20 protein-coding genes are annotated in these 24,140 nt (G+C 74.2%); 6 read left to right on the forward strand and 14 right to left on the reverse strand.

Annotation, left to right across the window (positions count from 1 at the left end; genetic code table 11):
- The first annotated feature begins 118 nt into the window (after window positions 1-118).
- Complete coding sequence (locus OG500_RS08900) at window positions 119-1,108, forward strand: aldo/keto reductase (RefSeq protein ID WP_327065889.1); 990 nt, start codon at window positions 119-121, stop codon at window positions 1,106-1,108.
- Between the two features lie 39 nt (window positions 1,109-1,147).
- Here the strand turns inward: OG500_RS08900 and OG500_RS08905 are convergent, their stop codons facing one another.
- From OG500_RS08905 to OG500_RS08930, 6 genes are all read right to left on the reverse strand, one after another.
- Entirely contained in the window at window positions 1,148-2,218 is a 1,071-nt protein-coding gene (locus OG500_RS08905; protein WP_327065890.1) for an LLM class flavin-dependent oxidoreductase, read from the reverse strand.
- Window positions 2,208-3,119, reverse strand: a complete 912-nt coding sequence (locus tag OG500_RS08910) for an ABC transporter substrate-binding protein (protein WP_329578410.1) — start codon at window positions 3,117-3,119, stop codon at window positions 2,208-2,210. Before OG500_RS08910 ends, OG500_RS08905 begins: the two co-directional genes overlap by 11 nt.
- Before the next feature lie 76 nt (window positions 3,120-3,195).
- Complete coding sequence (locus OG500_RS08915) at window positions 3,196-3,927, reverse strand: ABC transporter ATP-binding protein (protein WP_327065892.1); 732 nt, start codon at window positions 3,925-3,927, stop codon at window positions 3,196-3,198.
- Window positions 3,924-4,772, reverse strand: a complete 849-nt coding sequence (locus tag OG500_RS08920) for an ABC transporter permease (RefSeq protein ID WP_327065893.1) — start codon at window positions 4,770-4,772, stop codon at window positions 3,924-3,926. Before OG500_RS08920 ends, OG500_RS08915 begins: the two co-directional genes overlap by 4 nt.
- Complete coding sequence (locus OG500_RS08925) at window positions 4,769-5,803, reverse strand: NrtA/SsuA/CpmA family ABC transporter substrate-binding protein (RefSeq protein ID WP_327065894.1); 1,035 nt, start codon at window positions 5,801-5,803, stop codon at window positions 4,769-4,771. Before OG500_RS08925 ends, OG500_RS08920 begins: the two co-directional genes overlap by 4 nt.
- A gap of 50 nt (window positions 5,804-5,853) precedes the next feature.
- A complete protein-coding gene (locus OG500_RS08930) occupies window positions 5,854-6,861 on the reverse strand; it encodes an ABC transporter substrate-binding protein (protein ID WP_327065895.1) in 1,008 nt (335 codons plus the stop codon).
- A gap of 312 nt (window positions 6,862-7,173) precedes the next feature.
- Here OG500_RS08930 and OG500_RS08935 point away from each other — a divergent pair, with 312 nt between their 5' ends.
- Entirely contained in the window at window positions 7,174-7,989 is an 816-nt protein-coding gene (locus tag OG500_RS08935) for an IclR family transcriptional regulator (protein ID WP_327065896.1), read from the forward strand.
- Window positions 7,990-8,091: 102 nt separating this feature from the next.
- Here the strand turns inward: OG500_RS08935 and OG500_RS08940 are convergent, their stop codons facing one another.
- The 5 genes from OG500_RS08940 to OG500_RS08960 all read right to left on the reverse strand — a co-directional run bounded on the left by OG500_RS08940 (window position 8,092) and on the right by OG500_RS08960 (window position 13,647).
- Window positions 8,092-8,859, reverse strand: coding sequence for a winged helix-turn-helix domain-containing protein (locus tag OG500_RS08940; RefSeq protein WP_442789321.1), 768 nt, complete (start codon window positions 8,857-8,859; stop codon window positions 8,092-8,094).
- Window positions 8,860-9,364: 505 nt separating this feature from the next.
- Complete coding sequence (locus OG500_RS08945) at window positions 9,365-9,973, reverse strand: GTP-binding protein (RefSeq protein ID WP_327065897.1); 609 nt, start codon at window positions 9,971-9,973, stop codon at window positions 9,365-9,367.
- Window positions 9,954-10,301: a DUF742 domain-containing protein gene (locus OG500_RS08950; protein WP_327071481.1), complete on the reverse strand. Its 348-nt coding sequence runs from the start codon at window positions 10,299-10,301 to the stop codon at window positions 9,954-9,956. Before OG500_RS08950 ends, OG500_RS08945 begins: the two co-directional genes overlap by 20 nt.
- A gap of 122 nt (window positions 10,302-10,423) precedes the next feature.
- Entirely contained in the window at window positions 10,424-10,831 is a 408-nt protein-coding gene (locus tag OG500_RS08955; protein ID WP_327065898.1) for a roadblock/LC7 domain-containing protein, read from the reverse strand.
- Window positions 10,828-13,647, reverse strand: a complete 2,820-nt coding sequence (locus tag OG500_RS08960) for a sensor histidine kinase (protein ID WP_329578417.1) — start codon at window positions 13,645-13,647, stop codon at window positions 10,828-10,830. Before OG500_RS08960 ends, OG500_RS08955 begins: the two co-directional genes overlap by 4 nt.
- A 311-nt stretch (window positions 13,648-13,958) precedes the next feature.
- Between OG500_RS08960 and OG500_RS08965 the strand changes: the two genes are divergently transcribed.
- Together OG500_RS08965 and OG500_RS08970 are read left to right on the forward strand one after the other, a co-directional pair.
- Entirely contained in the window at window positions 13,959-15,785 is a 1,827-nt protein-coding gene (locus OG500_RS08965; RefSeq protein ID WP_327071482.1) for an AMP-dependent synthetase/ligase, read from the forward strand.
- Between the two features lie 190 nt (window positions 15,786-15,975).
- Entirely contained in the window at window positions 15,976-17,310 is a 1,335-nt protein-coding gene (locus tag OG500_RS08970; RefSeq protein WP_329578420.1) for a carbohydrate-binding protein, read from the forward strand.
- Between the two features lie 86 nt (window positions 17,311-17,396).
- Here the strand turns inward: OG500_RS08970 and OG500_RS08975 are convergent, their stop codons facing one another.
- From OG500_RS08975 to OG500_RS08985, 3 genes are all read right to left on the reverse strand, one after another.
- Window positions 17,397-18,191 (reverse strand): SGNH/GDSL hydrolase family protein, encoded by a 795-nt coding sequence (locus OG500_RS08975; RefSeq protein ID WP_327065977.1) that lies wholly within the window; start codon window positions 18,189-18,191, stop codon window positions 17,397-17,399.
- A 236-nt stretch (window positions 18,192-18,427) separates the two neighbouring features.
- Window positions 18,428-18,787 carry a glyoxalase gene (locus OG500_RS08980; RefSeq protein ID WP_327065978.1) on the reverse strand — a complete coding sequence of 120 codons (360 nt, stop codon included), beginning with the start codon at window positions 18,785-18,787 and terminating at the stop codon, window positions 18,428-18,430.
- A gap of 149 nt (window positions 18,788-18,936) precedes the next feature.
- Entirely contained in the window at window positions 18,937-19,545 is a 609-nt protein-coding gene (locus tag OG500_RS08985) for a hypothetical protein (protein WP_327065979.1), read from the reverse strand.
- Window positions 19,546-19,809: 264 nt separating this feature from the next.
- Here OG500_RS08985 and OG500_RS08990 point away from each other — a divergent pair, with 264 nt between their 5' ends.
- Window positions 19,810-20,979, forward strand: a complete 1,170-nt coding sequence (locus OG500_RS08990) for an exonuclease SbcCD subunit D (RefSeq protein WP_327065980.1) — start codon at window positions 19,810-19,812, stop codon at window positions 20,977-20,979.
- On the forward strand, window positions 20,976-24,137 hold the full coding sequence (locus OG500_RS08995) for an SMC family ATPase (RefSeq protein WP_327065981.1): 3,162 nt from the start codon (window positions 20,976-20,978) through the stop codon (window positions 24,135-24,137). The genes OG500_RS08990 and OG500_RS08995 overlap by 4 nt, the downstream gene beginning before the upstream one ends.
- Window positions 24,138-24,140: the final 3 nt, after the last annotated feature.

Below are 24,140 nucleotides of genomic sequence, written 5' to 3' on the forward strand. Positions count from 1 at the left end.
CACTGAGCGACAGCAGAGATTGGACAAAATTCAACTGATCTTAGATCGGGCCCGACCCTCCGGGCAAGGGCCCGTGGCGCTGGCGCCGACGCCCCATCCGACCTGGCAGGATGCCCGCATGAGCTACCTCGCGGCCGAGTCCCGCTACACCTCGATGACCTATCGCCGCGCCGGACGCAGCGGCGTGCAGCTGCCCGCCGTCTCGCTCGGGCTGTGGCACAACTTCGGCGACACCCACCCGCTGGAGGTGCAGCGCGCGGTGCTGCGCCGCGCCTTCGACCGGGGCGTCACCCACTTCGACCTGGCCAACAACTACGGCCCGCCGTACGGCTCGGCGGAGAAGAACTTCGGCACGCTCTTCGCCCAGGACTTCCGCCCGTACCGCGACGAGCTGTTCATCGCCTCCAAGGCCGGCTACGACATGTGGCCCGGCCCGTACGGCGACGGCGGCAGCCGCAAGTACCTGCTGGCCAGTCTTGACCAGTCGCTGGGCCGGATGGGCCTGGACTACGTGGACGTCTTCTACTCGCACCGCTACGACCCCGACACGCCCCTGGAGGAGACCATGGGCGCACTCGCCTCGGCCGTCCAGCAGGGCAAGGCGCTCTACGCGTCGATCTCCAACTACCCGGCCGAGCAGCACCGCGAGGCGGTGGCGATCCTGCGCGAGCTGGGCACCCCGGCGCTGCTCAACCAGTCCAGCTACTCGATCCTGGACCGCCACGTCGAGGACGGCGTGCTGGACGCGGTGGGCGACACCCAGACCAGCCTGATCGCCTTCTCGCCGCTCGCCCAGGGCCTGTTGACCAACCGCTACCTGGGTGGCGAGGTGCCGGCCGGCTCGCGGATGTCGGTGGGGCACTTCCTGCGGCAGGAGGCGCTCACCGAGGACAAGCTGGAGCGGCTGCGGGCGCTGGACAAGCTGGCCGGGCAGCGCGGACAGAGCCTGGCCCAGCTGGCGCTGGCCTGGGTGCTGCGCGACCCGCGGGTGGTCTCGGTGATCATCGGGGCCAGCAGCGTGGCGCAACTCGACCAGAACCTCGACGCGTTGGCGGCCGGACCGCTGAGCGCCGAGGAACTGGCCGAGATCGACCGGCTGTCGGCCTAGGACCTCCGGCAGGCGCTGCTCGGCCCGCTGCGCCGTCCGTCAGCGCGCCCGCAGGGCCGGCAGCACCGTCTCGGCCACCCGGTAGGCCTCCTCCAGCAACGGGTTGCCGGAGAGGATGAAGGTGTCCACCCCCAGGTCCTCGAACTCCCGCAGGCGCTCGACGACCTGGGCGGTGCTGCCGACCACCGCGGTGCCCGGCCCCGGACGGAACAGGCCCATCCCCGGCCAGAGGTTCGGCGAGGTCTCCAACTCCCGTGCCCTGGCCGGGACCTGGCCGCCGTGCTGGCGGAACTGGCGCTGCCAGCCGACCCCGTCCTCGGCCTCCCGGCCGCCGAGCTGGCGGGCGTAGGTGGCCTGGCTGGTGACGTCGAGCAGCCGGTCGGCCGCCGCCCAGGCCTGCTCCTCGGTGTCCCGTACGATCAGGTGCAGCCGCAGGCCGATCCGCAGCGTGCGCCCGTGCGCGGCGGCCCGCTCGCGCACCCGGGCCAGCTTCTCCTTGAGCAGGTGCGGCGGTTCGCCCCAGGTGAGGTAGACGTCGACGTGCTCCGCCGCCATCTCGATGCCGGCCGGCGAGGAGCCGCCGAACCAGAGCGGGATGTGCCCCTCGCGCTTGGGCGCCAGCTCCCGCAGGCTCGCGCCGGCGTTCTTCAGGCGGTAGAACTCGCCTTCGTGGTCGAAGACTTCGCCGGAGGTCAGACGCTTGACCAGGCTCCAGTACTCGGCGCTCAGCCGGTAGCGGTCGTCGTGCCCGACGTCCAGTCCGTACTCGCGCAGCTGACCGGTCGAGCCGTTGACCACGTTGAACCGCAGGCGCGGGCCGTGCAGGTGCTCGAAGCTCAGCGCCATCTTGGCCAGCAGGGTGGGCGAGACCAGCCCCGGGTGCACCGCCAGCAGCGGCTGGAAGCCGGGTCCGGTGGCGGCGGCCACGGCGCTGCCCAGGGTCCACACGTCATACAGGTCGGTGGCCAGCAACGCGCCGCTGTAGCCGAGCCGTTCGGTATCGGCGGCCAGGCGCTGCAGGTAGCCGAGGTCGACCGGACGGCGCCCGGCCGGCTCCCACGGGTAGTGGCCCTCGCGCGGGATCAGGTACCAGAGGAATTCACTGGCCATTGCTGCGGCTCCCTTCCAGCGCGGCGGCCACGGTCTCGGCCAGCTGCGGCAGTTGGGCATCCGCCAGCCGGATCGGCCGGTCGATGAAGCCGACCTGGTGGAAGATGTCGGCGGCCTCCTGCTGCTCGGCGACGAACGCGGCGCTCACCGGCTCCAGCAGCCAGGGCAGCCGGGAGAGCGCCTCCCGGTGATCGGCGAGCTCACCGCCCTGGTCGGCGGCGGCGAGTGCGGCGGCCGCGTCCAGGTGCGCGGCCACCCAGCGGTCGGCGCGCTGCAGGGCGGCGGTGACGGCGCCCACCACCTCGGGCCGCTCGGCGGCGAAGGACCGGCGGGTGAAGAAGACCGAGCGGTCGGTGATCACCTCGCTGGTGCGGATCAGCACCCGGACCTGGTCCTCGCGCAGCGCCCGGACCAGTTCGGCGCCCTGCGCGACCCAGCCGGCGATCTCGCCGTCGCGCAGCCGCTCGGCCTCGGTGCCCGTCGGCCGCTGCGCAGTGAGGTCGTCCCGGTAGGACAGGCCCGCCCGGTGCAGCGCCTTGGCCAGCAGGTGGGTCTGCCAGGAGCCGACGCCGAGCACCACGGTGGTGCCCTTGAGGTCGGCGACGGTCCGGATCGGCCCGTCCGCCCGCACCAGCAGCGCGCCGTGGTCCGGGCGCGGCGCCGAGACGGCGGTGTAGACCAGGTCGTGCCCGGCTGCCTGGGCGGTGATCGGCGGGGTCGAGCCGGTGCCGCCCAGGTCGATGGTGCCGTCCGCGAGCAGCGCTCCGGTGCGGGTGCCGTCGCTGTAGTGGTGGAACCGGCCCTGCTCCCCGACCTTGGCCAACTCCTCCTCCAGGTATTCGAGTCGGGAGAGGTAGTAGAGCGAGGGGTTGCTGCGGTGGACGCCCAGGGTGATGGTCATCGGTTTGCTCCGGTGGGGAGTTCGGGATGTGCGGGGTTACGAGGGTTCGGAGACGGGCGCGGAGGCCAAGTGCCTTCTAAGCACGTGGCCCGGGCGAGGACTGCTCGACCCCGAGGTCGGCGAGCAGCCGGCGGCGCAGGGACGCGAACGCGGGGTCGGCCGGGTCGCGCGGGCGGGCCACCTCGACCCGCTCGTCGCGGATCAGCCGGCCCTCGCGCAGCACGGCCACCCGGTCGGCCAGCCGCACCGCCTCGTCCACGTCGTGGGTGACGAGCAGCACCGCGGGCCGGTGCTTGCGGCACAGCTCGCCGACCAGGTCCTGCATGCGCAACCTGGTCAGCGCGTCCAGCGCGGCGAACGGCTCGTCCAGCAGCAGGAGTTCGGGCTCGCGCAGCAGCGCCCGGGCCAGCGCGACCCGCTGCGCCTCGCCGCCGGACAGGGTGCTCGGCCAGGCTTCGGCGTGCTGCTCCAGGCCGACCTCCGCGAGTGCCCGGCGGGCCCTCAGTTCGGTGTCCCGACCGCGCGGCAGGCCCAGTGCGACATTGGCCAGCACCCGCTTGGACGGGACCAGCCGGGGCTCCTGGAAGACCACGGTCCGGGCCTCCGGCACCAGGACCCGGCCCGCGTCGGGGGCGTCGAGTGCGCCGAGGATGCGCAGCAGCGTGGTCTTGCCGGTGCCGCTGGCCCCGAGCAGCGCGGTGAACTCGCCGCGGGGCAGGTCGAGATCGAGATCGTCGAGCACCGCCCGGCCGGCGAAGACCCGCCGCAGACCGCGCAGTCGGACGGCGAGCCGAGCCTCGGCGGTCATCGGCCGGCTCCCGTCGCGCGCCAGGGCATCAGCACCCGCTCCAGCAGCCGCACCAGCAGGTCGGCGAGCAGGCCGAGCAGGCCGTAGATCAGGATGCAGACGGCCAGGATGTCGGTCCGTGCGTAGTTCTGCGCCTGGGTCATCAAGTAGCCGATGCCCGCAGTGGAATTGATCTCCTCGGCGGCGATCAGCGCGATCACGCTCAGCGTCATCGACAGCCGCAGGCCCGCCAGCAGCGCGGGCAGTGCGGCGGGCAGCACCACCTCGCGGACGAGCGCGAGCCGGCCCAGGCCGAAGGCGCGCGCCGCCTCGATCAGCTTGCGGTCGACACCGCGCACGCCCTGCGCGGTGTTGACGTACATCGGGAAGGTGGTGGCGACCGCGATGATCACCACCTTGGCGGTCTCGTTGATGCCGAACCAGACCATGAAGAGCGGGACCAGCGCGAGGAACGGCACGGTGCGCAGCACCTGCATCGGCGAGTCGAGCAACTCCTCGCCCAGCCGGGAGAGTCCGGTGGTGACGCCGAGCAGCAGCCCCGCCGTCAGACCGAAGAGCAGGCCGAGGCCGGAGCGGGTGAGCGAGACCGTGAGGGCGTCGCCGAGCTGGCCGTTGCCCCACAACTCCCCGACCGCGCGGACCACATCGGCCGGCGAGGCGAGCACGTCGGGGGTCAGCAGACCGCCGGCCGAGGCGGCGCTCCAGGCGCCGAGCAGCGCGAGCGGGCCGATCGCGCGCAGGGTGAGCGAGAGGGCCCGGGGTCGCGGACGGGCCTGAGCGACGCGCGGTGTGACCAGCGCGGCCACCTCGGCGGCCCGCTCCTCGAGCGCGGGACCGGCCGTCATCGGGCACCGGCCGAGGCGGCACCGGCGGTCGGCAGCTTGGTGATGTCCAGCAGGTCGGGCCGGATCGCCACCTTGCTCCTGGTGATCTTCTGGTCGGCGTAGAAGGCGGCGACGCGGTCGAAGCGCGCGGCCACCGTGTCGTTGATCGGCCCGAGCACGCCGTTCTGCCGCCCGAAGTCCACGCTGATCTCCTTCGTCCGCCCGTTGACCGCCAGCGGTCCGGCGTCGGTGAAGACGTTGAGGTAGGCCGCCGGATCGGCCTTGGCCTTCACGTCGCCGTCGTGCAGGTACTGGTAGAGCGCCCGGGTCACCTCGGGGTGCTGATCGGCGAAGGCCGTGCGCACCGCCCAGACGCTGTAGTTGTCCGAGCCGAGCGCCTGGCCGTTGGCCAGGAAGTGCGCGCCCGAGCCGGCCAGCGCGGCGACCGCGTAGCTGCTCCAGGTCGCCCAGGCGTCCACCTGGCCGGAGTTGAAGACCGGGGCGGACTGGTCGGGGCGCAGGTAGACGCGCTGCACCTGATCGGCCGGCACACCGTTCCTGGCCAGCGCCTGGAGCAGCAGGTACTCACCGGTGCCGCCCTGGTTGACGGCGACCTTCTTGCCCACCAGGTCCTTGACCGAGCCGATCGGCGAGCCGTCCTTGACCAGGATCCCCTCCCCCACCGGATCGGGGTCGGTGGCGGCGAAGAGCTTGAAGCCCGGCTTGGCGGCGAGCGCGGTCACCGCGGAGGTGATCGAGCCGAGCGCGAAGTCGAGCTGCCCGGCGTTCAACTCCTGGGCGGCGGGGGCGAACGGGCCCGCGCTGCCGGTCCAGGCCACCTTGGCGTGCACGGCGGAGAGCGCGCGCTCCAGCGTGCCGTCCTTCTTGCCGAGGGCCAGCACACCGGAGTTGCCGGGGTCGGGGATGCGCACGGTCACCTCGGCGGCGCCGGCGGCGCCGTGGCCGGTGGCCGGGGAGGAGGAGCAGGCGACGGCGAGCGAGAGGGTGAGCAGCGCGGCAGCCGCGGCGAGCAGGGGGCGGGAGAGGTTCACTTCGGGCTCCGGGTCGGGAATCGGCGCAGGAAGGGCACGGGGTTGCGCCGTCAGCTGCGCGCAGCGAGCAACGCCTGTGCGGCGCGCAGTGGTTCGGGGTCGGCCCAGGCGGCCACGTCCACCGGCTCGGGCAGGAAGCCGTGCTGGCGCAGCAGCCGCTCCTGCTGGGCGAGCAGGTCGAGGCGGTCGGAGGCGAGCGAGAGGTGCAGGGTGCGGTGGCTGTCGGCGGCGTAGGCGCCCGCGACACCGGCCGCACCGGCGCCGGTCTCCGCGCCGAGGATCCGGGCCACCTCGCCGGGCCGCTCGGCCGCCCAGTCCGCGGCCCGCAGCAGCACCGCGAGGAACCTGGCGACCAGGTCGGGCCGGGCGTCCAGCAGGTCCTGGCGGACGGTCACCGGACGCGGTGTCCCGTTGTTGACCCGGGTGCGGCGGTCCGGCTCGGCGTCCAGCTCGACGGCCGCCTCGGCGCCGAACCGCTGCGCCGCCTCCACCGCCAGCGCACCCTTGACGTAGACGGCGTCCACCCGGCCCTCGCGCAGCGCGGTCAGCTCGGCGGTCCACTGGCCGGCGCCCGGCTGGGCGGTCACCTCGGTCAACCGGGCGTCGGCCAGGGTGAGTCCGACGGATCCGAGCGCCCCGGTGAAGCCGGCCAGCGCCATCGCCTGCCAGAAGTCGATGCCGATCGGGTGCCGCGGGACCGCCAGCCGCAGTCCGCGCAGCGCGCCCGCGCCGCGCAGGCCGCTACCGGCCCGCACCAGCACCACCTGGCGCTCCTCGATCCAGGTCAGACCGATCAGCCTGGTGTGCTCGCCGCGCGAACGGGCCCACAGCGCGGGCACGTTGCCGCCCTCGCGGAAGAGGCCGGGCAGCGCGTGGGTGTAGTGGTGGTCCGCGGCCAGCTCGGCGGGGACGTCCTGCAGCGAGCGGACGGCGATCCCCTCGGCGGCGAACTCGGCCGCCAGCCAGCCCTGGTCGGCGGCGATGCCGGTGGCGGTGGGGACCGGGCAGCGGGTGAACCAGAGTGCGTCGGGTGCCTGGGCTGGAGCGGGCGTGGGCATGGTGGCGGAACCTTTGCTGCTGGTTTCGGCTGACGTCCGCCGCTGGCGCGACGGTCACGGCGGCACCCCGGGACAGGCCGCCGACAGCGGCCGGGGGCAACGGGGGTGAGAGGGGCGGCGGCTCGGGGAGAGCGGCGCCGCGATGTGCCGAGCGTTCCACGGCCCGATCGGCCAGGGCAAGCCTTGCCACATGATGGGATGCGATGTTCATCAATGCCATGGTGATGAAACATTGCCGCCACAGTGCGGCAGCCCAAGCTCCCATACTCTGGGAACCACCGCCCTCCCCACCAGCAGAGGACCTGAGCACCTATGGCCGAGGCCGCCGCCACCACGCCCCCGCCGCCGGCCGCCCGCACCCCGCCCAGCGGCGCGCAGGCGGTCGTCCGCGCACTCGGGCTGTTGCACTGCTTCCACGACAACGGACCGGAGTTGAGCGCCTCCGACCTGGCCCGGCGCACCGGGCTCTCGGTCTCCACCGCGCACCGGCTGGCCCGCACCCTGGTCAGCATGGAGTTCCTGGAGCAGAACCAGCTGACCGCCCGCTACCGGCTCGGCCCCGCGGTCGCCGAACTGGGCCAGCTCAGCTTCCACCAGCGGGGCCTGCACCTGGCCGCCCCCGAGCTGGCGGTGCTGGCCCGGCGCACCGGCGCCACCGCCGACCTGGCGATCCGCAGCGGCCAGCACGCGCTGATCCTGGTGGGCGACTCGGTGCGCCCGGACTCCGGGCTGGGCCTGCGCCGACCACTGCACTCCACCGCACTGGGCAAGGTGCTGCTCGCCTGGCCCGACCCGGCGGAGCCGGCGCCCGGCCTGGCCGCCGGCCACCCGCTGCGCGCCTTCACCGCCCGCACCATCGTCGATCCCGCCCAGCTGGCAGCCGAGTTGGACCGGGTCCGGCAGGCCGGCCACGCCCTGAACGACCGCGAGTCGGCCGACGGCGTCCGCACCGTGGCGGTACCGGTGCTGGACGCGGCGGGGCAGGCCAGGTTCGCGCTCGCCGTCCGCTCCACGCCCGAGCGGCTCACCGCCGAGCGGCTGCCCGAGGTGCTGCGCGAGGCGCACGGCTGCGCGGCCGCGCTGCGCGTCCTGCTCCTGCCGCCGGAGCAGCGGCCACGACCCGCGTAGGCCCGAGGCGGAGTGGACGCGAGGCGCAGTGGACGCGAGGCGGAGCAGGCGTGAGGCCCGGCTCCCCCGCGGAGCCGGGCCTCACCGAGCCTGGACCTGCCGTCAGCTGCGGCCGATCGGCGCGTACTTGTAGCCGACCCGCCGCACGGTGACGATGCTGTCCCGGTGCGCGGCGCCCAGCTTGCGGCGCAGTCGCGCGACATGGACGTCCACCGTCCGGCCGTCGCCGACGTGACCGTACCCCCAGACCGCGGAGACCAGGTGGTCGCGGGTGTGTACCCGCTGCGGGTGCTGGGTGAGGTGGGCGAGCAACTCGAACTCCAGGTAGGTGAGATCGAGCAGTTCACCGTCGACGTAGGCGCTGCGCCGGTCCAGGTCGACACGGATGCCGCGGGCGGGCTGCCGCGCCGGTCGCTGCGCCGCGAGATCGGGTGCGGACTCGGACCGGAAGTGTGCCACCGGCTCCTCCGGGGCCGGGTGGTCGAGTGCGCCCTGCGGCACGAACTCCGGCAGCGGGGCGTAGTCGGGCACCGGCGGGTACTCCGGTGCCGGGGCGAGCGGGACGGTGGCCGGCGCCAGCGGCGCCAGGCCCAGCGGGGCGACCGCGCCCGGCGCCGACTCGGCCGGCACCAGCACCAGGTAGCCGACCAGCGGCTGCCCGGCACCCTGGGCGCCCAACTGGGCCCCGTACTGCGCGAGCAGTGCCTGCGGCAGGGCGGAGTGCGGCAGCGCGGCGACGACGGTGGCGCCCTCGGGAAGCGCGCCGAACAGCTCGGGCGCGACGCGGTCCGGCGCGGCGGCCGGAGCCGGGGCGGCGACGGGCGGTGGGCCTGCGGCGGCCGGATGCCAGCGGTCCGCACCGGTGGGCATCGCGGAGACGGAACGGACAGCCCGCAGGTGCGGGGTGGCGGCGGGCGGGGTCAGGATGGCCGAGGAGGAGGACATAAGGCAGCTCTTTCGCACAGGACGCTTCGGGTGGACGTCGTCTGCGCGTCGGACCGGACTCTGCTGTCCGTGCCTGATCCGAGGTGGTGACCTGGAGTCAGTGGCGGGCGAGCCGGGACGCGCGAGGCGAGCCCGGACAGGTCTGGTCGAAGAGGTGCGGCTGCCGGGACGGCCAGAACGGCTCAAGGTCCTGATGACCTCGGCTGCTGTCCACGGTGGTGTGCATGACCCCATTGAAGCAGATCCCCCGGGCGGCGCGTCGCACCGCTCGGCGCGCAAGGTGTCCCCGCTCCGCCGTCATGGTGCCGCCCTCCCCCGGGTGGATCGGCCGGACGCGCTGATCGCGTCGCGGCGTGTTCGGTCCGAGGGTTCCATGCCGACCGGGCCGAGGGCAAGCGTCGGTCCACCGGCCGGACCGGATCGACCGCTCTCAGACCGACCGGCGGCGCGCGGCGTGCTGCACGAGCCGGATCAGCACCTCGCGGCCGTCCTCGCGGCGGCGGGCGTCGCAGAGCAGCACGGGCACGTCCGGATCCAGGTCGAGCGCGGCCCGCACGTCCTCGACGTCGAACACCTCGGTGCCCTCGAAGCAGTTCACCGCGATCAGGAACGGCAGGCCGCGCCGCTCGAAGAAGTCCACCGAGGGGAAGCAGTCGGCCAGCCGCCGGGTGTCGGCCAGCACCACGGCGCCCAGCGCACCCAGCGCCAACTCGTCCCAGACGAACCAGAACCGGTCCTGCCCCGGGGTCCCGAAGAGGTAGAGCGCGAGGCCGGGCCGCAGGTCGATCCGCCCGAAGTCCATCGCCACCGTGGTGGTGTGCTTGGCGGCCACCGCGCTGGTGTCGTCCACCGGGCGGCCCAGCTCGCTGAGCCGCTCCTCGGTGCGCAGCGGCCGGATCTCGCTCACCGCGCCGACCAGCGTGGTCTTGCCCACCCCCAGACCGCCGGCCACCAGGATCTTCAGCGCGGTCGTCGGTGATCCGTCGGGAGCCCGGAACGGTACGGAGACTGACGGACCGTCAGAGCGCACGGAGGCCATTGATCACTTCTCGCAGCAGGCGCTCGTCGGGCAGTTCGGCGAGCGGGACGGGTCTGGTGACGTGGATCAGTTCGGCGTCGTCGAGGTCGCCCAGCAGCACCCGGACGACGCTCACCGGCAGGTCCGTGTAGGAGCCGAGTTCGGCCACCGAGAGCGGGCCGTCGGCGCACAGGTCGAGGATCGCCCGGTGCTCCGGGTCCAGCACCGGCTCGGGCTGGAACGGGTCCCGGGCCCGGGGGTCGGCGAGCGAGATCATCGAGATCAGGTCGAAGAACCCGTCGCCGACCGGCCTGGCCCGGCCCTTGGTCAGTGCGAAGAGGCGCACCATCGGGCCCGCCTCGTCGTCGAACCACTGCTGCTGGGCCTCGTCGAGCTCCTCGGGCTGCACGGGCCCCTCGGGCTGCGCGGGCACCGCGGGTTCGCCCGCGTCCCGCCGCGGTGGCCGGCCGGTCATCCGGCCGGGTGCCGGGGCTCGGCCGCCAGGTGCTCCCCGACCCGCTTGACCAACAGCGCCATCTCGTAGGCGATCTGGCCGATGTCGGAGTCCGCGTCGCTCAGCACCGCCAGGCAACTGCCGTCACCCGCAGCCGTGATGAAGAGGAAGGCCTCGTCCAGCTCGACCATGGTCTGCCGCACCCCGCCGACCTCGAAGTGGCGGCCCGCGCCCTTGGCCAGGCTGTGGAAACCGGCCGCGACCGCGGCCAGGTGCTCGGCGTCCTCCCGGCCGAGCCCCTGCGAAGCCCCGGTGGCCAGACCGTCGCTGGAGAGGATGACCGCGTGGCGCAGTGCCGCGACGCGTCCCACCAGGTCGTCCAGAAGCCAGTTGAGGTCGCCGGCGGGCTGGGTCATTGCGGTCATCGATCGGGTCCTTCCGATGGTGCGGGTACTGCGGGGCGTGGAGCGGCCGGCAGGGCCGCCGGTACGGGCGGGGCCGCCAGTGCGCGGCGGGCCTCCGGGGAGAGCGAACGGACCTCGACGGGCGAGGGCGCGGCGGGCAACGGTACAACGGAAAGCGGGGCCGCGGACGGCGATCCGGGCGCCGGTCCGGGCGGTGTGGCGGACACCGGCGCACCGGAGGGCGCACTCGACGGCGCGCCGCCTCGCGACCGCGTGGGCAGGCCCGACGGCACCGACGGCACCGTGCCGGGCGCGGCGTCCGCCCGCCCCCGGCTGAAGCCTCGCTGGAACGAACTGAAGGCGGCGCGGGCCTCCTCGGGCGACCGCTCCGGCATCGGCGGCTCGGCCGCACGGTGCGCCCCGCGCTCCGCCCGGCGGGCCGCCGCCTCCTTCAACTGCGGTGCGAGGCTGGCCTGCCGGACCCGGCGCGGCAGCAGCCCACCGGCCGGCCGCTCGACCTCGACCTCGGGCTCTACAACTGACGCTCCGTCAACCATCGTGCTCGGCACCTGTCGCCGATGCCGTCCGCCGCTCCTGCCCGGATCTCCACCACCCCCGCCGTCGGGCGCCGGGACCAGCACCGGCCCACCGGCCGCCCGCCGCCGCGGCAACCCGCCGGGAGTGCGGGCCGGTTCGGCACCGGCCGGCTGCGGCCCGGTGGCCGGCCGGTGGTTCGCCCCGCGGGTGCGCGCCTCGGCGCCCCGCCCCCCGGTGTCCCCGTGCCCCCTGCCCGCCTCGCCCAGGCGCGGCGACTCCGCCCGCGCCCCGCCGGCCACCGCCACCAGATCCCGCTGCCGCGGTGCCCCCTCGACCGCCCCGCCGGAACCGCCGACAGCCCCGGCACCCCCGGCACCGACACCAGCACCCCCGGCAACGCCTCCCGGCACCTCCGCCAACAGCTCCCTGGGTATCAGCACCACCGCCGTGGTCCCCCCGTACGGCGAGGCCCGCAGGCTCACCCGGATCCCGTGCCGCCGCGCCAGCCGGCTGACCACGAAGAGCCCGAGCCGGTCGGTGTCGGTCAGGTCGAAGGCCTGCTCGACCTCCAGGCGCTGGTTGATCTCGGCCAGCGCCGCCTCGCTCAGCCCGAGCCCGCGGTCGTCGATCTCCAGCGCGAAACCGTGCGCCACCACCTCGCCCTGCACCGTCACCTGGGTCTGCGGCGGCGAGAACACCGCGGCGTTCTCGACCAGTTCGGCGATCAGGTGGGTCACGTCGGCGACCGCGCTGCCGAGCAGCCCGGTGCCGGGGAACGGGCGCACGATCACCCGGGCGTAGTCCTCCACCTCGCCGACCGCCGCGCGCACCACATCGACCATCCGCACCGGCTTGCGCCAGGCCCGTCCGGGCGAGCCGCCGGAGAGGATGATCAGGCCCTCCGCGTGCCGCCGCATCCGGGTGGTCAGGTGGTCGAGCCGGAAGAGGTCCTCCAGCTCGGCCGGGTCCTCGGTGCGCCGCTCCATGGTGTCCAGCAGGGTCAGCTGCCGGTGCAGCAGGACCTGGCTGCGCCGGGCCAGGTTGACGAAGACCGCCGAGACCCCGCGCCGCAGTTCGGCCTGTTCGACCGCGGCCCGCACGGCGGTCCGCTGGACCAGGTTGAACGCCCGGCCGACCTGGCCGATCTCGGCCGACCCGAAGTCGAGTTCGGGCGCCTCGGTGGCGACGTCCACCGGCTGTCCCTCGCGCAGCCGTTGCATCACCGAGGGCAGTCGGGCGGCGGCCAGGTCGTTGGCGGCGTTGCGCAGGCCGACCAGTTCGCGCACCATGCCGCGGCCGATCCGCAGCGAGACCAGCACCGTGACGACGATCGCCAACAGGCCGACCGCACCGGCGATCCCGCCGCGCCAGAGCAGCCCCATCGCGTACGAGTCGGCCCGGTCCGCCTGGACGCCGGCCAGCTTGCCGTTCTCCTGCGCGAGGTCACCGAGCACCCGGCCCGAGGTCTGCCGCCAGCTGTCCTCGCTGATGTTGCGCTGCGCGTCGCCGGGCGAGGCCGCGCTCTGGAACTCGCGCTCGTACATGTCCAGCGCGCTCCAGTCCGAGGCGCCGCGCAACGCGGTGTAGTCGCTCTGGTCGGGCTGGTCCAACTCCTCGATGAAGACGGTGTAGAGGGCCTGCTGGTTGTGCATCGGGTCGAGCACGGCCTGGTACGCGGTGGAGTCCGGGGCGGCGGGGCCGAGCAGCCCCTGCATCGCCGAGTCCTCCTGCGCCAGGTACTCCCTGGCGCGGTTCAGCTGGATCAGGACCTCGCCCTGACGGGGCAGTTGGCCGGCCTGCTGGCTGACGAAGGAGGTGAAGAAGGAGAACGAGGGCTTGACCAGCTCGCTGTACTGCCCGATCGCGTACTCCCAGTTGATCGTCTGCTGCCCGACCTGGCCGCGGAGCTGGGTGAGTTGACCGGCCACCTTCAATACGTTCTGCAGCTGGGCCCGCTCGGCGCCGTTCAGTTTGCCCGCGGACGATCCGGACTCTTTCTGCTGCAGCAGTTGCAGGTCCTGATCGGTGGTCTTCTGCGCGGCGAGGTACTCGTTCTGCACGTCCTCGGCCTGCGGTCCGGCCAGCCGGACCACGGCCGCCGTGCGCTCCGCCTGCAGGTCGCGGGTGACCTGGTCGACCGGGGCCGCGAAGGCGCGGATGGCCGAGGCCACGTTCAGCTGGTTCCAGAAGTCGCTGGTGGTGACCAGGGTGGCGTAGGCCCACAGGCCGACCAGCGCCACGATGGGCACGAGGAGCAGCGCGATGATCTTCGCGCGGATCGAGCTGCTTCGCAGACGCATGAGGGCCCTCGGTCGGGTGTGCCCGGGTGGGAGTCTGCGCGAGCTTACTACTCGATCCTGACGTGTTCGACGCCTCTTCAGGATCGATCCTGATCTGTTGTTGGCCCTTGTCTGATCCGCTGCTGAGCACCCCGGAAGCACTGGCACGAAATACCCCTGACGGTGACTTTCCAGTGGGGGAATCGCGCAACCCTGGGCAGCGCGGCGGCGATCCGCTACCGTCGCCAGTGAGCCCCCGGGAAGGTCACCAACGGTCTCCGGACGGGCCACGGAGCGTGGTCGTGGCGGGGCCGGAGAGGGCCAGGACGATGCTGCGCGAGCTGAGCACCCCACCACTGGCGCCACCCGCGCCCGGTGGGCTGGCCGACTCGGTCTACCAGAACGCCGAACTCGTCCCCGCGCTGGTCCAGTTCTCCCGCCGCTCGGGCGCGACCGCCCGCTGGACCCCGGTCACCACCGCCACCTTCCGGGACGAAGTACTGGGCCTGGCCAAGGGCCTGCTCGCCCGCGGCATCCGGTTCGGCGACCGGGTCGCGGTGATGTCCCGGACCCGCTACGAGTGGACCCTGTTCGACTACGCGCTCTGGTCGATCGGCGCGATCCCGGTCCCGGTCTACCCGACGGCCGCCGCCGAGCAGGTGCGCTGGATCCTGGCCGAGACCGACGCGGTGGCCTGCGTGGTGGAGGACGAGGACCACGCGATGACGATCGGCGCGGTCTGCGACGCCCTGCCCAGGCTGTCCGGGATCTGGCAGCTGGACCAGGGCTGCGTGCGCACCCTCACCGCCGACGGCACCGGCGTGCCGGAGTCCCTGGTGCACCGTCAACGGGCCGCCGTCACCGCCGACTCCATCGCCACCGTGATCTACACCTCCGGCACCACCGGCCACCCCAAGGGCTGCCTGCTCACCCACGGCAACTTCAGCGCCGAGGCGGACAACGTGCTGGCGGGCTGGGACCCGGTCTTCAGCGACGGGTCGGATGAGCAGGCCGCCACCCTGCTCATCCTGCCGCTGGCCCACGTCTACGGACGGATGGTGCAGGTGGCGGCCGTGCGCGGCAGGATGCGCCTGGGCCATCTGGCCGAGCTCGGCGCCCGGCCGCTGCTGGAGGCGCTCGCCTCGTTCCGGCCCACCTTCCTGCAGGCCGTCCCCTACGTCTTCGAGAAGCTGTACGCCTCGGCGCGGCTGGCGGCCGAGACGGCCGGGCGCGGCGAGAACTTCGCCCAGGCCGCCGAGACGGCGATCCGCTGGGCGGAGGCGACCGAGCGGCGCGGCCTCGGGCACGGCCCGGGGCCCGGTGCCTCGCTGCGGATGCGGCACCTGGCCTACGACCGGCTGGTCTACCAGAAGCTGCGGGCGGCGCTGGGCGGGCGGGTGCGCAACATGATCTGCGGCGGCTCCACGCTCGGCCGCGACCTGGGCCTCTTCTTCGCCGGCGCCGGCATGACCATCTACGAGGGCTACGGGCTGACCGAGACCACCGCGGCGATCATCGCCAACCCGGTCGGGCGCCCCAAGTTCGGCACCGTGGGCCGGCCGATCCCCGGCGCCGCGGTGGCGATCGCGGCGGACGGCGAGATCTGGGTGCGCGGTCCCGGGGTGTTCGGCGGCTACCTCAACCACCCGCGCTGCACCGCCGAGGCGCTGCACGAGGGCTGGCTGGCCACCGGCGACCTGGGCTCGCTGGACGAGGACGGGTACCTGAGCATCACCGGGCGCAAGAAGGAGCTGATCGTCACCAGCAGCGGCAAGAACCTGGCGCCCGCCGCCCTGGAGGAGCGGGTGCGGGCGCATCCGCTGGTCGCGCAGTGCCTGGTGGTGGGCGACAACCGCCCGTACGTGACGGCGCTGATCACGCTGGACGCCAGGGCCTTCGAGCACTGGCAGCTGTCGCGCCGCCGGGCCCCGGTGGACGGCTGGACGGCGCTGGCGGACGAGGAGCTGCACGCGGAGATCCAGCGCGCGGTGGCGGCCGCCAACACCGCGTTCTCCCGGGCCGAGTCGATCCGGGCCTTCCGCCTGCTGCCGGGCGAGTTCACCGTCGAGCAGGGGCTGCTGACCCCGTCGCTCAAACTGCGCCGCCAGGCCATCGCCCAGCGCTTCGCGGCGGACATCGAGGCGCTCTACCACGGGTGACCGCACGCTGAAGCAAGCCTTAAGCGGCCTTAATCCGGGATCCGGCTCTTGACCTGACAGTTGGTCTAGTCCACTTTATTGGGCACGGGTCTCTGCCGATCCGGTCGGCGACACCCGCGACACCCGCCTGCGCGCTCCCCCACGGCGTGCCGAGGCGGTCCCCCACTGCCCATGTCCTGGAGAGGTTCCGATGGAACGCGCCCAGCTCCCCCCGGCCGCCGCCACCGCGGCGGCCCCGGCACCCCGGCACCGCCGGCGCCGCACCACCGCCCTGACCGGGCTGGCCACGCTCGGCCTGCTGGCCGGCACCTTCACCACCCTGGCCGGCGGCGGTTCGGCCCTCGCCTCCAGCACCGCACCGGCCGACAGCGGCGGCGCCCTGAGCAGCAACTGGTACGCCTCCGCGCCGTACCTGATGCCCGAGGACAACAGCGCGCCGGACGCCGGCACGGTGATGGACGCCACCGGCCAGAAGGCCTTCCAGCTCGCCTTCATCCTCGACTCCGGCGGCTGCACCCCCGCCTGGGGCGGCACCTCCTCGATCGACACCGACACCACCATCCCGGCCGTGATCCAGGAGATCCGGGCCAGGGGCGGCGACGTCTCGGTCTCCTTCGGCGGTTACGGCGGCAACAAGCTCGGCCAGGACTGCGGCACGCCGGAGGCCACCGCCGCCGCCGAGCAGAAGGTGATCACCAAGTACGGGCTGCACGCGATCGACTTCGACCTCGAGGAGCCGGAGTACGAGAACAGCGCGGCGATCCACAACGAGATCGGCGCGGCGAAGATCCTGCAGGCGAACAACCCCGGGCTCTACATCTCGATCACCACCGCCGGGACCACCGCCGGCACCGGCTGGTTCGGCACCCAGATGCTGAACGAGGCCAAGTCGCAGGGCTTCACGCCCAACAACTACTCGATCATGCCCTTCGACGGCGGCTTCAACGGCGGCGCCGCCCAGGTCGCCGCGCTGACCGCGTTCAACGGCATCCTGCAGAACACCTTCGGCTGGAGCGCGGCCACCGCCTACGCCCACGAGGGCGTCTCGATGATGAACGGGCGCACCGACGCCGCCGAGTACTTCAGCCAGGCCGACTTCCAGACGGTGCTGAACTTCGCGACCACCAACGGGCTGGCCCGCTACACCTTCTGGTCGGTCAACCGGGACCGCCAGTGCACCCCGGTGGTCGACCCCGGCCTGTCCGGCTCCTGCTCCGGCGTGACCCAGAACCCCTGGGACTTCACCAAGTTCACCACCCAGTTCGCGGGCGCGACCCCGCCGGTGACGCCGCCCACCACCCCGCCGGTCACGCCGCCGGTGACCCCGCCGGTGACGCCCCCGGTCACCCCGCCCAGCTCCCCGGGCACCTGCACCGCGCCGGCCTGGAGCGCCAGTACCACGTACGTGGCCGGCAACAAGGTCTCCTACAACGGGCACAACTACCACGCCAAGTGGTGGACGCTGAACGAGGTCCCCAGCGCCAGCGGCCAGTACGGCGTCTGGGCCGACGACGGCCCCTGCTGATCCCGCGCCGACGCACGGCGAAGCCGCACGGGTGCCTGGTGCACCCGTGCGGCTGCTGCGCTATAGTGCTGACGAGGCGTCAGGAATCAGACTGCGCCGGAGAAGACCGGCAGGTACCCCTGCGACTGACCGTCCGCCGTGGGGTGGTAGCTCTCGTCGATGGGCAGGGTGGTGCTGTGCAGCCACTCGTCGTCGCTGCAGATCTCGTGCCCGGTGAAGGCACTGCGCACGTCGGCGAAGGTGAACCCGGCATTGGCCGCCGCCTTGGCGATCACCCCGTCCAGTGCGTCGGCCGCCCCGTTGATGGCGGTCCGTGAGGTGTCGCTGATCCCGAACCAGCAACTGCCCGGCACTTCGTACAGGTGCGGGTAGCCGACCACGACGACCTCGGCGCCGGGTGCCTTGGCTCTGATCGCCTGGTACAGGTTGCCGAGCTGGCCGGGCAGGGTGTTCTGGGCGTACGACTCGGCGGTGGCCACGGCGCTCTGACAGGCGCTGGTGCCGTCCAGCACGCAGGTCTCCATGGTGTTGGTGAAGCCGGCGTCGTTGCCGCCGATGGTGAGGCTGATCAGGGTGGTGCTGGAGTTGACCGCGGAGAGCTGGGTGTTGAGCACATCACCGGTCTTCGCCCCGGAGCAGGCGACGAAGCTGAAGCTGGCCGGACTGTTGGCGGCGTCCCACAGTTCCGGGTAGGCGTCGTAGCTGCGGCTGCAGCTACCGCTGGAGCTGTCGTAGTTGCCGGCCCCCACGCCGGCCGAGTAGGAGTCGCCCAGGGCGACGTAGTTGACACCTGCGGCACTTGCCGGACCGGCGAAGAAAAGCGTGCCGGCAGCGAACAGCGACGCCACGGCAGCGCCGGAGACAACACGAACGGGGCGCATTGCACCTCCACGGGAGAGTGTTGGGGTTACTCCGTGGTACCAGTGGCGCCGGGTCTCGGGAAGTGCCCATGCCAAAGATGTTGACGGGAATTCTCACTGCACCAGCAGAAGTTGACCCAGATGTCAGCCGGCTGTCGCCTTCCTGGCGAATGGTCGCGAATGCACTGACGGGAGACTGACCGCCGGCTGAGTACCGGCTGGGAGCCCACTGGCGGCAGACGCCACGCCAATCCTCCTCAGTCGCAGACCACTTCCAGCTCGAAACCCTGACCGTCCACCAGGTGCACCGTCTCCCCGGTGTCCACCCGCAGCGTCCAGCCCGCCGCCAGCGCGGCACCGACGGCCGAGCGCGATCCGTACACGGCAAGGTGGTTGAGCCCGGCGCGCAGCCGGTCGTGCCCGCCGGGGCGCAGCGCCGGCGACTGTTCGATCACCAGATAGCTCTCGCCGAGTCGCCAACTGCGGCCGGCGGCCCAGCTCTGGAACGGGGTGCAACCGAGCGCGAGCAGCACCGGAGCCCACTGCTCGGCGGCCAACACCAGGTCGTCCACCCAGAGTTCGACGTGGTGGATGAGACGGCCGCTGGGCCCGGACATGGGCACCTCCCTCGGGTCGCCACCGACCCTAGCCGACCGGCCCGCACGGCTCACCCGAAACGCGCACACCGCCCGCCCGGAACGCCCACAGGTGTGAGTACCGCGCCAGGACCGGCGCTCCCCGGCCGGGCCCCGAGCCCGTCCGGCTCTCAGCCGACCAGCGGGAAGACCTCGCACCCGGTCAGCGGCAGCTCCTCGATCACCTCGTTCGCCGCCGCCGGCACCCCCAGCTGCGCCACCGCCGCGCGCACCGCCGCCCGGGCCTGCCGCAGACCGGGCGGGCCCCAGCCGAGCAGCTCCACCGCCAGGCCCGGCGCCACCAGCAGCCGCCGGTAGTGCCGCCCGGAGGCCGGATCGGGCTCGCTCGCCCCGACCGCGCGCAGCGCGGCGGCCATCCGCACCCGGGCGCACTCGTGGCCGCCGTTGGCCGAGCCGACCCGGTCGTAGAGGTAGCCCAGGTAGTGCGCGGGGCCGATCAGCGCCTGCGCCTCCTCGCCCGCCTCCCGGGCCAGTGCCGCCGCCGGATCGCCGCGGTCCTCGGGCTCCAGCGAACCGCCGGGCAGGCTGACGATCCCGTCCCTGGGGTTCACCAGCGTCAGCACCCGCCCGTCCGGTGCGAACAGCCAGCCCCAGGACTGCTTCACCGGCAGCCCCGGCGGCACCTCCTCGCCCGGCCGCCAGGGCCAGCCCGCCGCCGGGCGGCGCCGGATGCGGCCCAGCAGCTCGGCGATTTCCGCGCTGTACTCGATCCGCTGCATAGCTCTCCCTCCGGGGTCGGGCCCGCCGGGCCGGTGGTCGTGGTGCGCTGGCCGGCACCGGCGCGGGGATCAAGGGGCCGCGCGGGGTCCGACCTGTTGATCTTCCCCGAACAGGAGGTCGATGAACAGCCCTCACGCCCGCTTGGGGCACCTCCGCCCACCGCCTGTCCCAGGTCGCAGGGCGGGAGCGCCGGAACGCTCCCGGGACCAGTGTGCCGAAAGAGTGGCCGTGGTTTGTCGGCGCCGCCCGCTAGGGTCGACGGCATGCGTCTGCTGCATACCTCCGACTGGCACCTGGGCCGCTCCTTCCATCGGGAGAACCTGCACGAGGCCCAACGCGCCTTCCTCGACCACCTGGTGGCGGTGGTCCGGGCGCACGAGGTCGAGGCCGTGCTGGTCGCGGGCGATGTCTACGACCGGGCGCTGCCCGGCCTGGACGCGGTCGCGCTCTTCGACGAGGTGCTGCACCGGCTGGCCGAGCTGGGCGTGCCCACCGTCTTCATCAGCGGCAACCACGACTCGGCCCGCCGCCTGGGCGTGGGCGCCGGCCTGATCCAGCGGGCCGGCATCCACCTGCGCACCGACCCGGACGGCTGCGGCACCCCGGTGCTGCTCGCCGACCGGCACGGCCCGGTGGCGGTCTACGGGCTGCCCTACCTGGAGCCGGCCCTGGTGCGGGAGCGGTTCGGGCTGGCCCGCGGCGGACACGCCACCGTGCTCGGCGCGGCGATGGACCAGGTCAGGGCCGATCTGGCGACCCGCCCCGCGGGCACCAGGGCGGTGGTGCTCGCGCACGCCTTCGTCACCGGCGGCGCGCCCAGCGACAGCGAGCGGGACATCGCGGTGGGCGGCGTGGCGAGCGTGCCGGCGAGCGTCTTCGACGGCGTGCACTACGCCGCGCTAGGCCACCTGCACGGCGCCCAGACCCTCGCCCCGCACCTGCGCTACAGCGGCTCGCCGCTCGCCTACTCCTTCTCCGAGGCCCGCCAGCGCAAGACCATGTGGCTGGTCGACCTGGCCGCCGACGGCGAGGTCAGCGCCGAGCGGATCGACTGCCCGGTGCCGCGCCCGCTGGCCTGCCTGCGCGGCCGGCTCGACGAGCTCCTGGAGCAGCCCGAGTACGCCGAGCACGAGCAGTCCTGGGTCCAGGTCACCCTCACCGACCCGGGCCGCCCCAGCGAGCCGATGGAACGGCTGCGCCGCCGCTTCCCGCACACCCTGCAGTTGCTCTTCGAACCGGAGGAGCAGCCCGCCGAGGCCCCCGTCTCCTACGCCGCGCGGGTGCGCGGACGCGCCGAGCTGGAGGTGGCCGAGAGCTTCGTGCGGCACGTCCGCCCGGGCGTCGAGCTGGCCGCGGCCGAGCGCTCCCTGCTGCGCGCCGGCTTCGAGCAGGTGCGGCTGGACCAGCAGGACCGGGCGGAGCTGCCCCGATGAGACTGCACCGGCTGACCGTCACCGCCTTCGGCCCGTTCGCCGGCCGCCAGCAGGTGGACTTCGACGCGCTCGCCGCCGGCGGGCTGTTCCTGCTGCGCGGCGCCACCGGCGCGGGCAAGAGCAGCGTGCTCGACGCGGTCTGCTACGCGCTCTACGGCGAGCTGCCCGGCAGTCGCCGGGCCAACCGGATGCGCAGCGACCACGCCGATCCGCACGAGCTCACCGCGGTGACGCTGGAGCTGACCCTGGGCGGGCGGCGGCTGGAGATCACCCGGCTGCCCGAGCAGCCGCGCCCCAAGAAGAAGGGCACCGGCTGGACCACCGAGAAGGCCCAGACCCTGCTGCGCGAGTGGGTCGCCGACGCCGGTCAGGGGCAGCCGGGCTGGCAGGCGGCCAGCCGCTCGCACCAGGAGACCGGCGAGGAGCTGCTGCGCCTGATCGGGATGAGCCGCGAGCAGTTCTGCCAGGTGGTGCTGCTGCCGCAGGGCGACTTCGCCCGGTTCCTCAAGGCGGACGCCACCCAGCGCGCCGAGCTGCTCGGCCGGCTCTTCGACACCGAGCGCTACCGCCGGGTGGAGTCCTGGCTGACCGAGCGCCGCCGCGAGCACGAGGCGGCCGTCCAGGCCGACCGGCGCCGGCTGCGCGAGCTGGTCGGACGCACCGAGCAGGCGGCCGGCCGCACCGCCCACCCGGCGGAGCAGTGGCTGCCCGCCGACGCCGAGCCGCACCCCGAGGACGGCACCCGGCGCCGGGCGGCCATCCCCCAGCAGTCGGCCACCGGGCAGGCGGCGGCGCGGGCCGCCGAGCCGGACCTGGCCCAGGCCGCCCTGGGCTGGGCCGCGCTGCTGCGCTGCGAGGCCGCCGAGACGCACACCGCCGCCACCGTCGCGCTCGGCACGGCCGAGGCCCGCCACCGGGACGCCGAGCAGGCGCTCGCCGCCCACCAGGAGCTGGCGGCCCGGCAGCGGCGGCACGCCGAGGCACTGCGCCGCTCCGCCGATCTGGCCCGGACGCTGGACCAGGAGAACACCGAGCAGCAACGGCTGACCCTGGCCCAGGCCGCGCTCACGGTGGAGTCCGCGCTGCGCCGCCGCTCGGCCGCCACGACGGCGCACCACCGCGCCGGGCAGGCCGCGCAGGCCGCCCGGCGCGCGCTGGCGCCGCTGTGGAGTGCGGCGGGCCAGCCGGGCGCCCCCGACACCCCCCCAAGCGCACCCCAGAGCGCGGCCGACGCCGCGGCCCCCGTCGAGCGGCTGGTCGCGGCCGAGGCCGCGACCAGCGCCGCGATCGGGCGGCTGGAGTCGGCGACCGCCGACGAGCGCCGCGCCGCCGCGCTGACCGCCGACGGGCAGCGGGAGGCCGCCGAGCTGCGCCGGGCCGAGGAGGCCGCGCAGGAGGCCGAGCGCTGGCTCGCCACCGAGCAGGCCGAGGCCGAGGAGCGCCGGCAGCGCGAGGAGACCGCCCGTGGTGCCGCCGCCCGCGCCGAGCAGCTGCGCGCCCAGCGCACCGAGGCCGAGCAGCGGCTGGCCGCCGCGCACCGGCGCGACGAGCTGCGCACCGCGACCGCCGAGGCCGAGCGCGCCCTGCTGGACCACCGGCAGCATGCGCTGGACGCCCGCGAGCACGGCCTGGAGCTGCGCCGGCGCCGCTTGGACGGGATCGCCGCGGAACTGGCCGACCGCCTGCGCGGCGGCGAGGCCTGCCTGGTCTGCGGCTCGACCGAGCACCCGGCGCCCGCCGCCCCGGCCGGTGCCCCGGTCCGGGAGGCCGACGAGCAGGCCGCCGCCGCGGCCCAGCAGCGCGCCGAGCGCGCACTCGCCGGCGCCGAGACGGAGCTGACCAGGCTCCGGGTGGCTGCCGCCGCGGCCGACGCCACGGCGGGCGAGCAGCCCGTCGCCGTGCTGGCCGGGCAGCTCGACGAGCTGACCCGGCAGCTGCGCGGCGAGCTGCAGGCCGCCGAGCAGCTGACCGTGCTGCTCCAGCAGCGCGAGCGGCTGGAGCAGCAGGAGCAGCGGTACAGCGCCCAGCTGCACGAGAGCCGCGAGCGGGTGGCGGCCGGCACCGCCCGGCTGGACGCGCTGGCCGCCGAGCGGGCCGAGCTGGCGGAGCGGGTCGCCGAGGCCCGCGGCGACGCCCCCTCGGTGGCCGCCCGCGCCGAGCGGCTGGGCCGCCTGGCGCAGGCGCTGGCCGCCGCCGTCCAGGCCGACCGGGCGGCCGAACAGGCCGCCGAGCAACTGCGCGAGGCCGAGCAGGAGCTGGCCCTGACCGCCCGCACCGCCGGCTTCGCCACGGCGGACGAGGCAGCGGCGGCCGCGCTGCCCGCCGAGCAGCTGGCGGCGCTGCGCCGACGCCTCACCGAGCGCGCGGCCGAGCGCCGCGCCGTCGCCGACGAGCTGGGCCGTCCCGAGCTGGTGGCCGCCGCCGCGCTGCCGCCGGCCGATCCCGCGCGGGCGCAGCAGGTGCTGGCCACGGCCACCGGCGCGCTGCGGACCGCTGCCGCCGCCGAGCACGCCGCCCGCGAGCGCCGCCACGAGCTGGCCGGCCTCGGCCACCGGCTGGCCGAGCTGGCCCGCGACCTGGCGCCCCGGCTGACCGCCTTCGGCGAGATCAGCCGGCTCGCCCAGCTGGCCGGCGGCACCAGCGGCGACAACCGGCTCAAGATGCGCCTGGAGTCCTACGTGCTGGCCGCGCGCCTGGAACAGGTCGCGGCAGCCGCCAGCACCCGCCTGGTCCGGATGTCGGGCGGGCGCTACACCCTGGTGCACAGCGACGAACGCGGCCCGGGCGGCCGGCGCTCCGGCCTGTCCCTGCTGGTGGTCGACGCCTGGACGGGCACCGAGCGGGACACCGCCACCCTCTCCGGCGGCGAGAGCTTCTTCGCCTCCCTCGCGCTGGCCCTGGGCCTGGCCGACGTGGTCACCGACGAGGCGGGCGGCATGCCGCTGGACACCCTCTTCATCGACGAGGGCTTCGGCACCCTGGACGAGCAGGCGCTGGAGGAGGTGATGGACGTGCTGGACGGGCTGCGCGAGCGCGACCGCGCGGTCGGCATCGTCAGCCACGTCGCCGACCTGCGCCAGCGCGTCCCCGCCCAGCTCCTGGTCCGCAAGACCCGGCACGGCTCCACCCTGCACCTCACCGGCCCGGAAGAGGGCTAGCCG

The organism is Kitasatospora sp. NBC_01250 (assembly GCF_036226465.1).
GTDB lineage: Bacteria > Actinomycetota > Actinomycetes > Streptomycetales > Streptomycetaceae > Kitasatospora.

Excerpts from the sequence above, each read along its gene's own strand:
- OG500_RS08900 (WP_327065889.1), top strand. The coding sequence starts at position 119 with ATGAGCTACCTCGCGGCCGAGTCCCGCTACACCTCGATGACCTATCGC.
- OG500_RS08905 (WP_327065890.1), bottom strand. The coding sequence starts at position 2,218 with ATGGCCAGTGAATTCCTCTGGTACCTGATCCCGCGCGAGGGCCACTAC.
- OG500_RS08910 (WP_329578410.1), bottom strand. The coding sequence starts at position 3,119 with ATGACCATCACCCTGGGCGTCCACCGCAGCAACCCCTCGCTCTACTAC.
- OG500_RS08915 (WP_327065892.1), bottom strand. The coding sequence starts at position 3,927 with ATGACCGCCGAGGCTCGGCTCGCCGTCCGACTGCGCGGTCTGCGGCGG.
- OG500_RS08920 (WP_327065893.1), bottom strand. The coding sequence starts at position 4,772 with ATGACGGCCGGTCCCGCGCTCGAGGAGCGGGCCGCCGAGGTGGCCGCG.
- OG500_RS08930 (WP_327065895.1), bottom strand. The coding sequence starts at position 6,861 with ATGCCCACGCCCGCTCCAGCCCAGGCACCCGACGCACTCTGGTTCACC.
- OG500_RS08935 (WP_327065896.1), top strand. The coding sequence starts at position 7,174 with ATGGCCGAGGCCGCCGCCACCACGCCCCCGCCGCCGGCCGCCCGCACC.
- OG500_RS08940 (WP_442789321.1), bottom strand. The coding sequence starts at position 8,859 with ATGCCCACCGGTGCGGACCGCTGGCATCCGGCCGCCGCAGGCCCACCG.
- OG500_RS08945 (WP_327065897.1), bottom strand. The coding sequence starts at position 9,973 with ATGGCCTCCGTGCGCTCTGACGGTCCGTCAGTCTCCGTACCGTTCCGG.
- OG500_RS08950 (WP_327071481.1), bottom strand. The coding sequence starts at position 10,301 with ATGGTGCGCCTCTTCGCACTGACCAAGGGCCGGGCCAGGCCGGTCGGC.
- OG500_RS08955 (WP_327065898.1), bottom strand. The coding sequence starts at position 10,831 with ATGACCGCAATGACCCAGCCCGCCGGCGACCTCAACTGGCTTCTGGAC.
- OG500_RS08960 (WP_329578417.1), bottom strand. The coding sequence starts at position 13,647 with ATGCGTCTGCGAAGCAGCTCGATCCGCGCGAAGATCATCGCGCTGCTC.
- OG500_RS08970 (WP_329578420.1), top strand. The coding sequence starts at position 15,976 with ATGGAACGCGCCCAGCTCCCCCCGGCCGCCGCCACCGCGGCGGCCCCG.
- OG500_RS08975 (WP_327065977.1), bottom strand. The coding sequence starts at position 18,191 with ATGCGCCCCGTTCGTGTTGTCTCCGGCGCTGCCGTGGCGTCGCTGTTC.
- OG500_RS08980 (WP_327065978.1), bottom strand. The coding sequence starts at position 18,787 with ATGTCCGGGCCCAGCGGCCGTCTCATCCACCACGTCGAACTCTGGGTG.
- OG500_RS08985 (WP_327065979.1), bottom strand. The coding sequence starts at position 19,545 with ATGCAGCGGATCGAGTACAGCGCGGAAATCGCCGAGCTGCTGGGCCGC.
- OG500_RS08990 (WP_327065980.1), top strand. The coding sequence starts at position 19,810 with ATGCGTCTGCTGCATACCTCCGACTGGCACCTGGGCCGCTCCTTCCAT.
- OG500_RS08995 (WP_327065981.1), top strand. The coding sequence starts at position 20,976 with ATGAGACTGCACCGGCTGACCGTCACCGCCTTCGGCCCGTTCGCCGGC.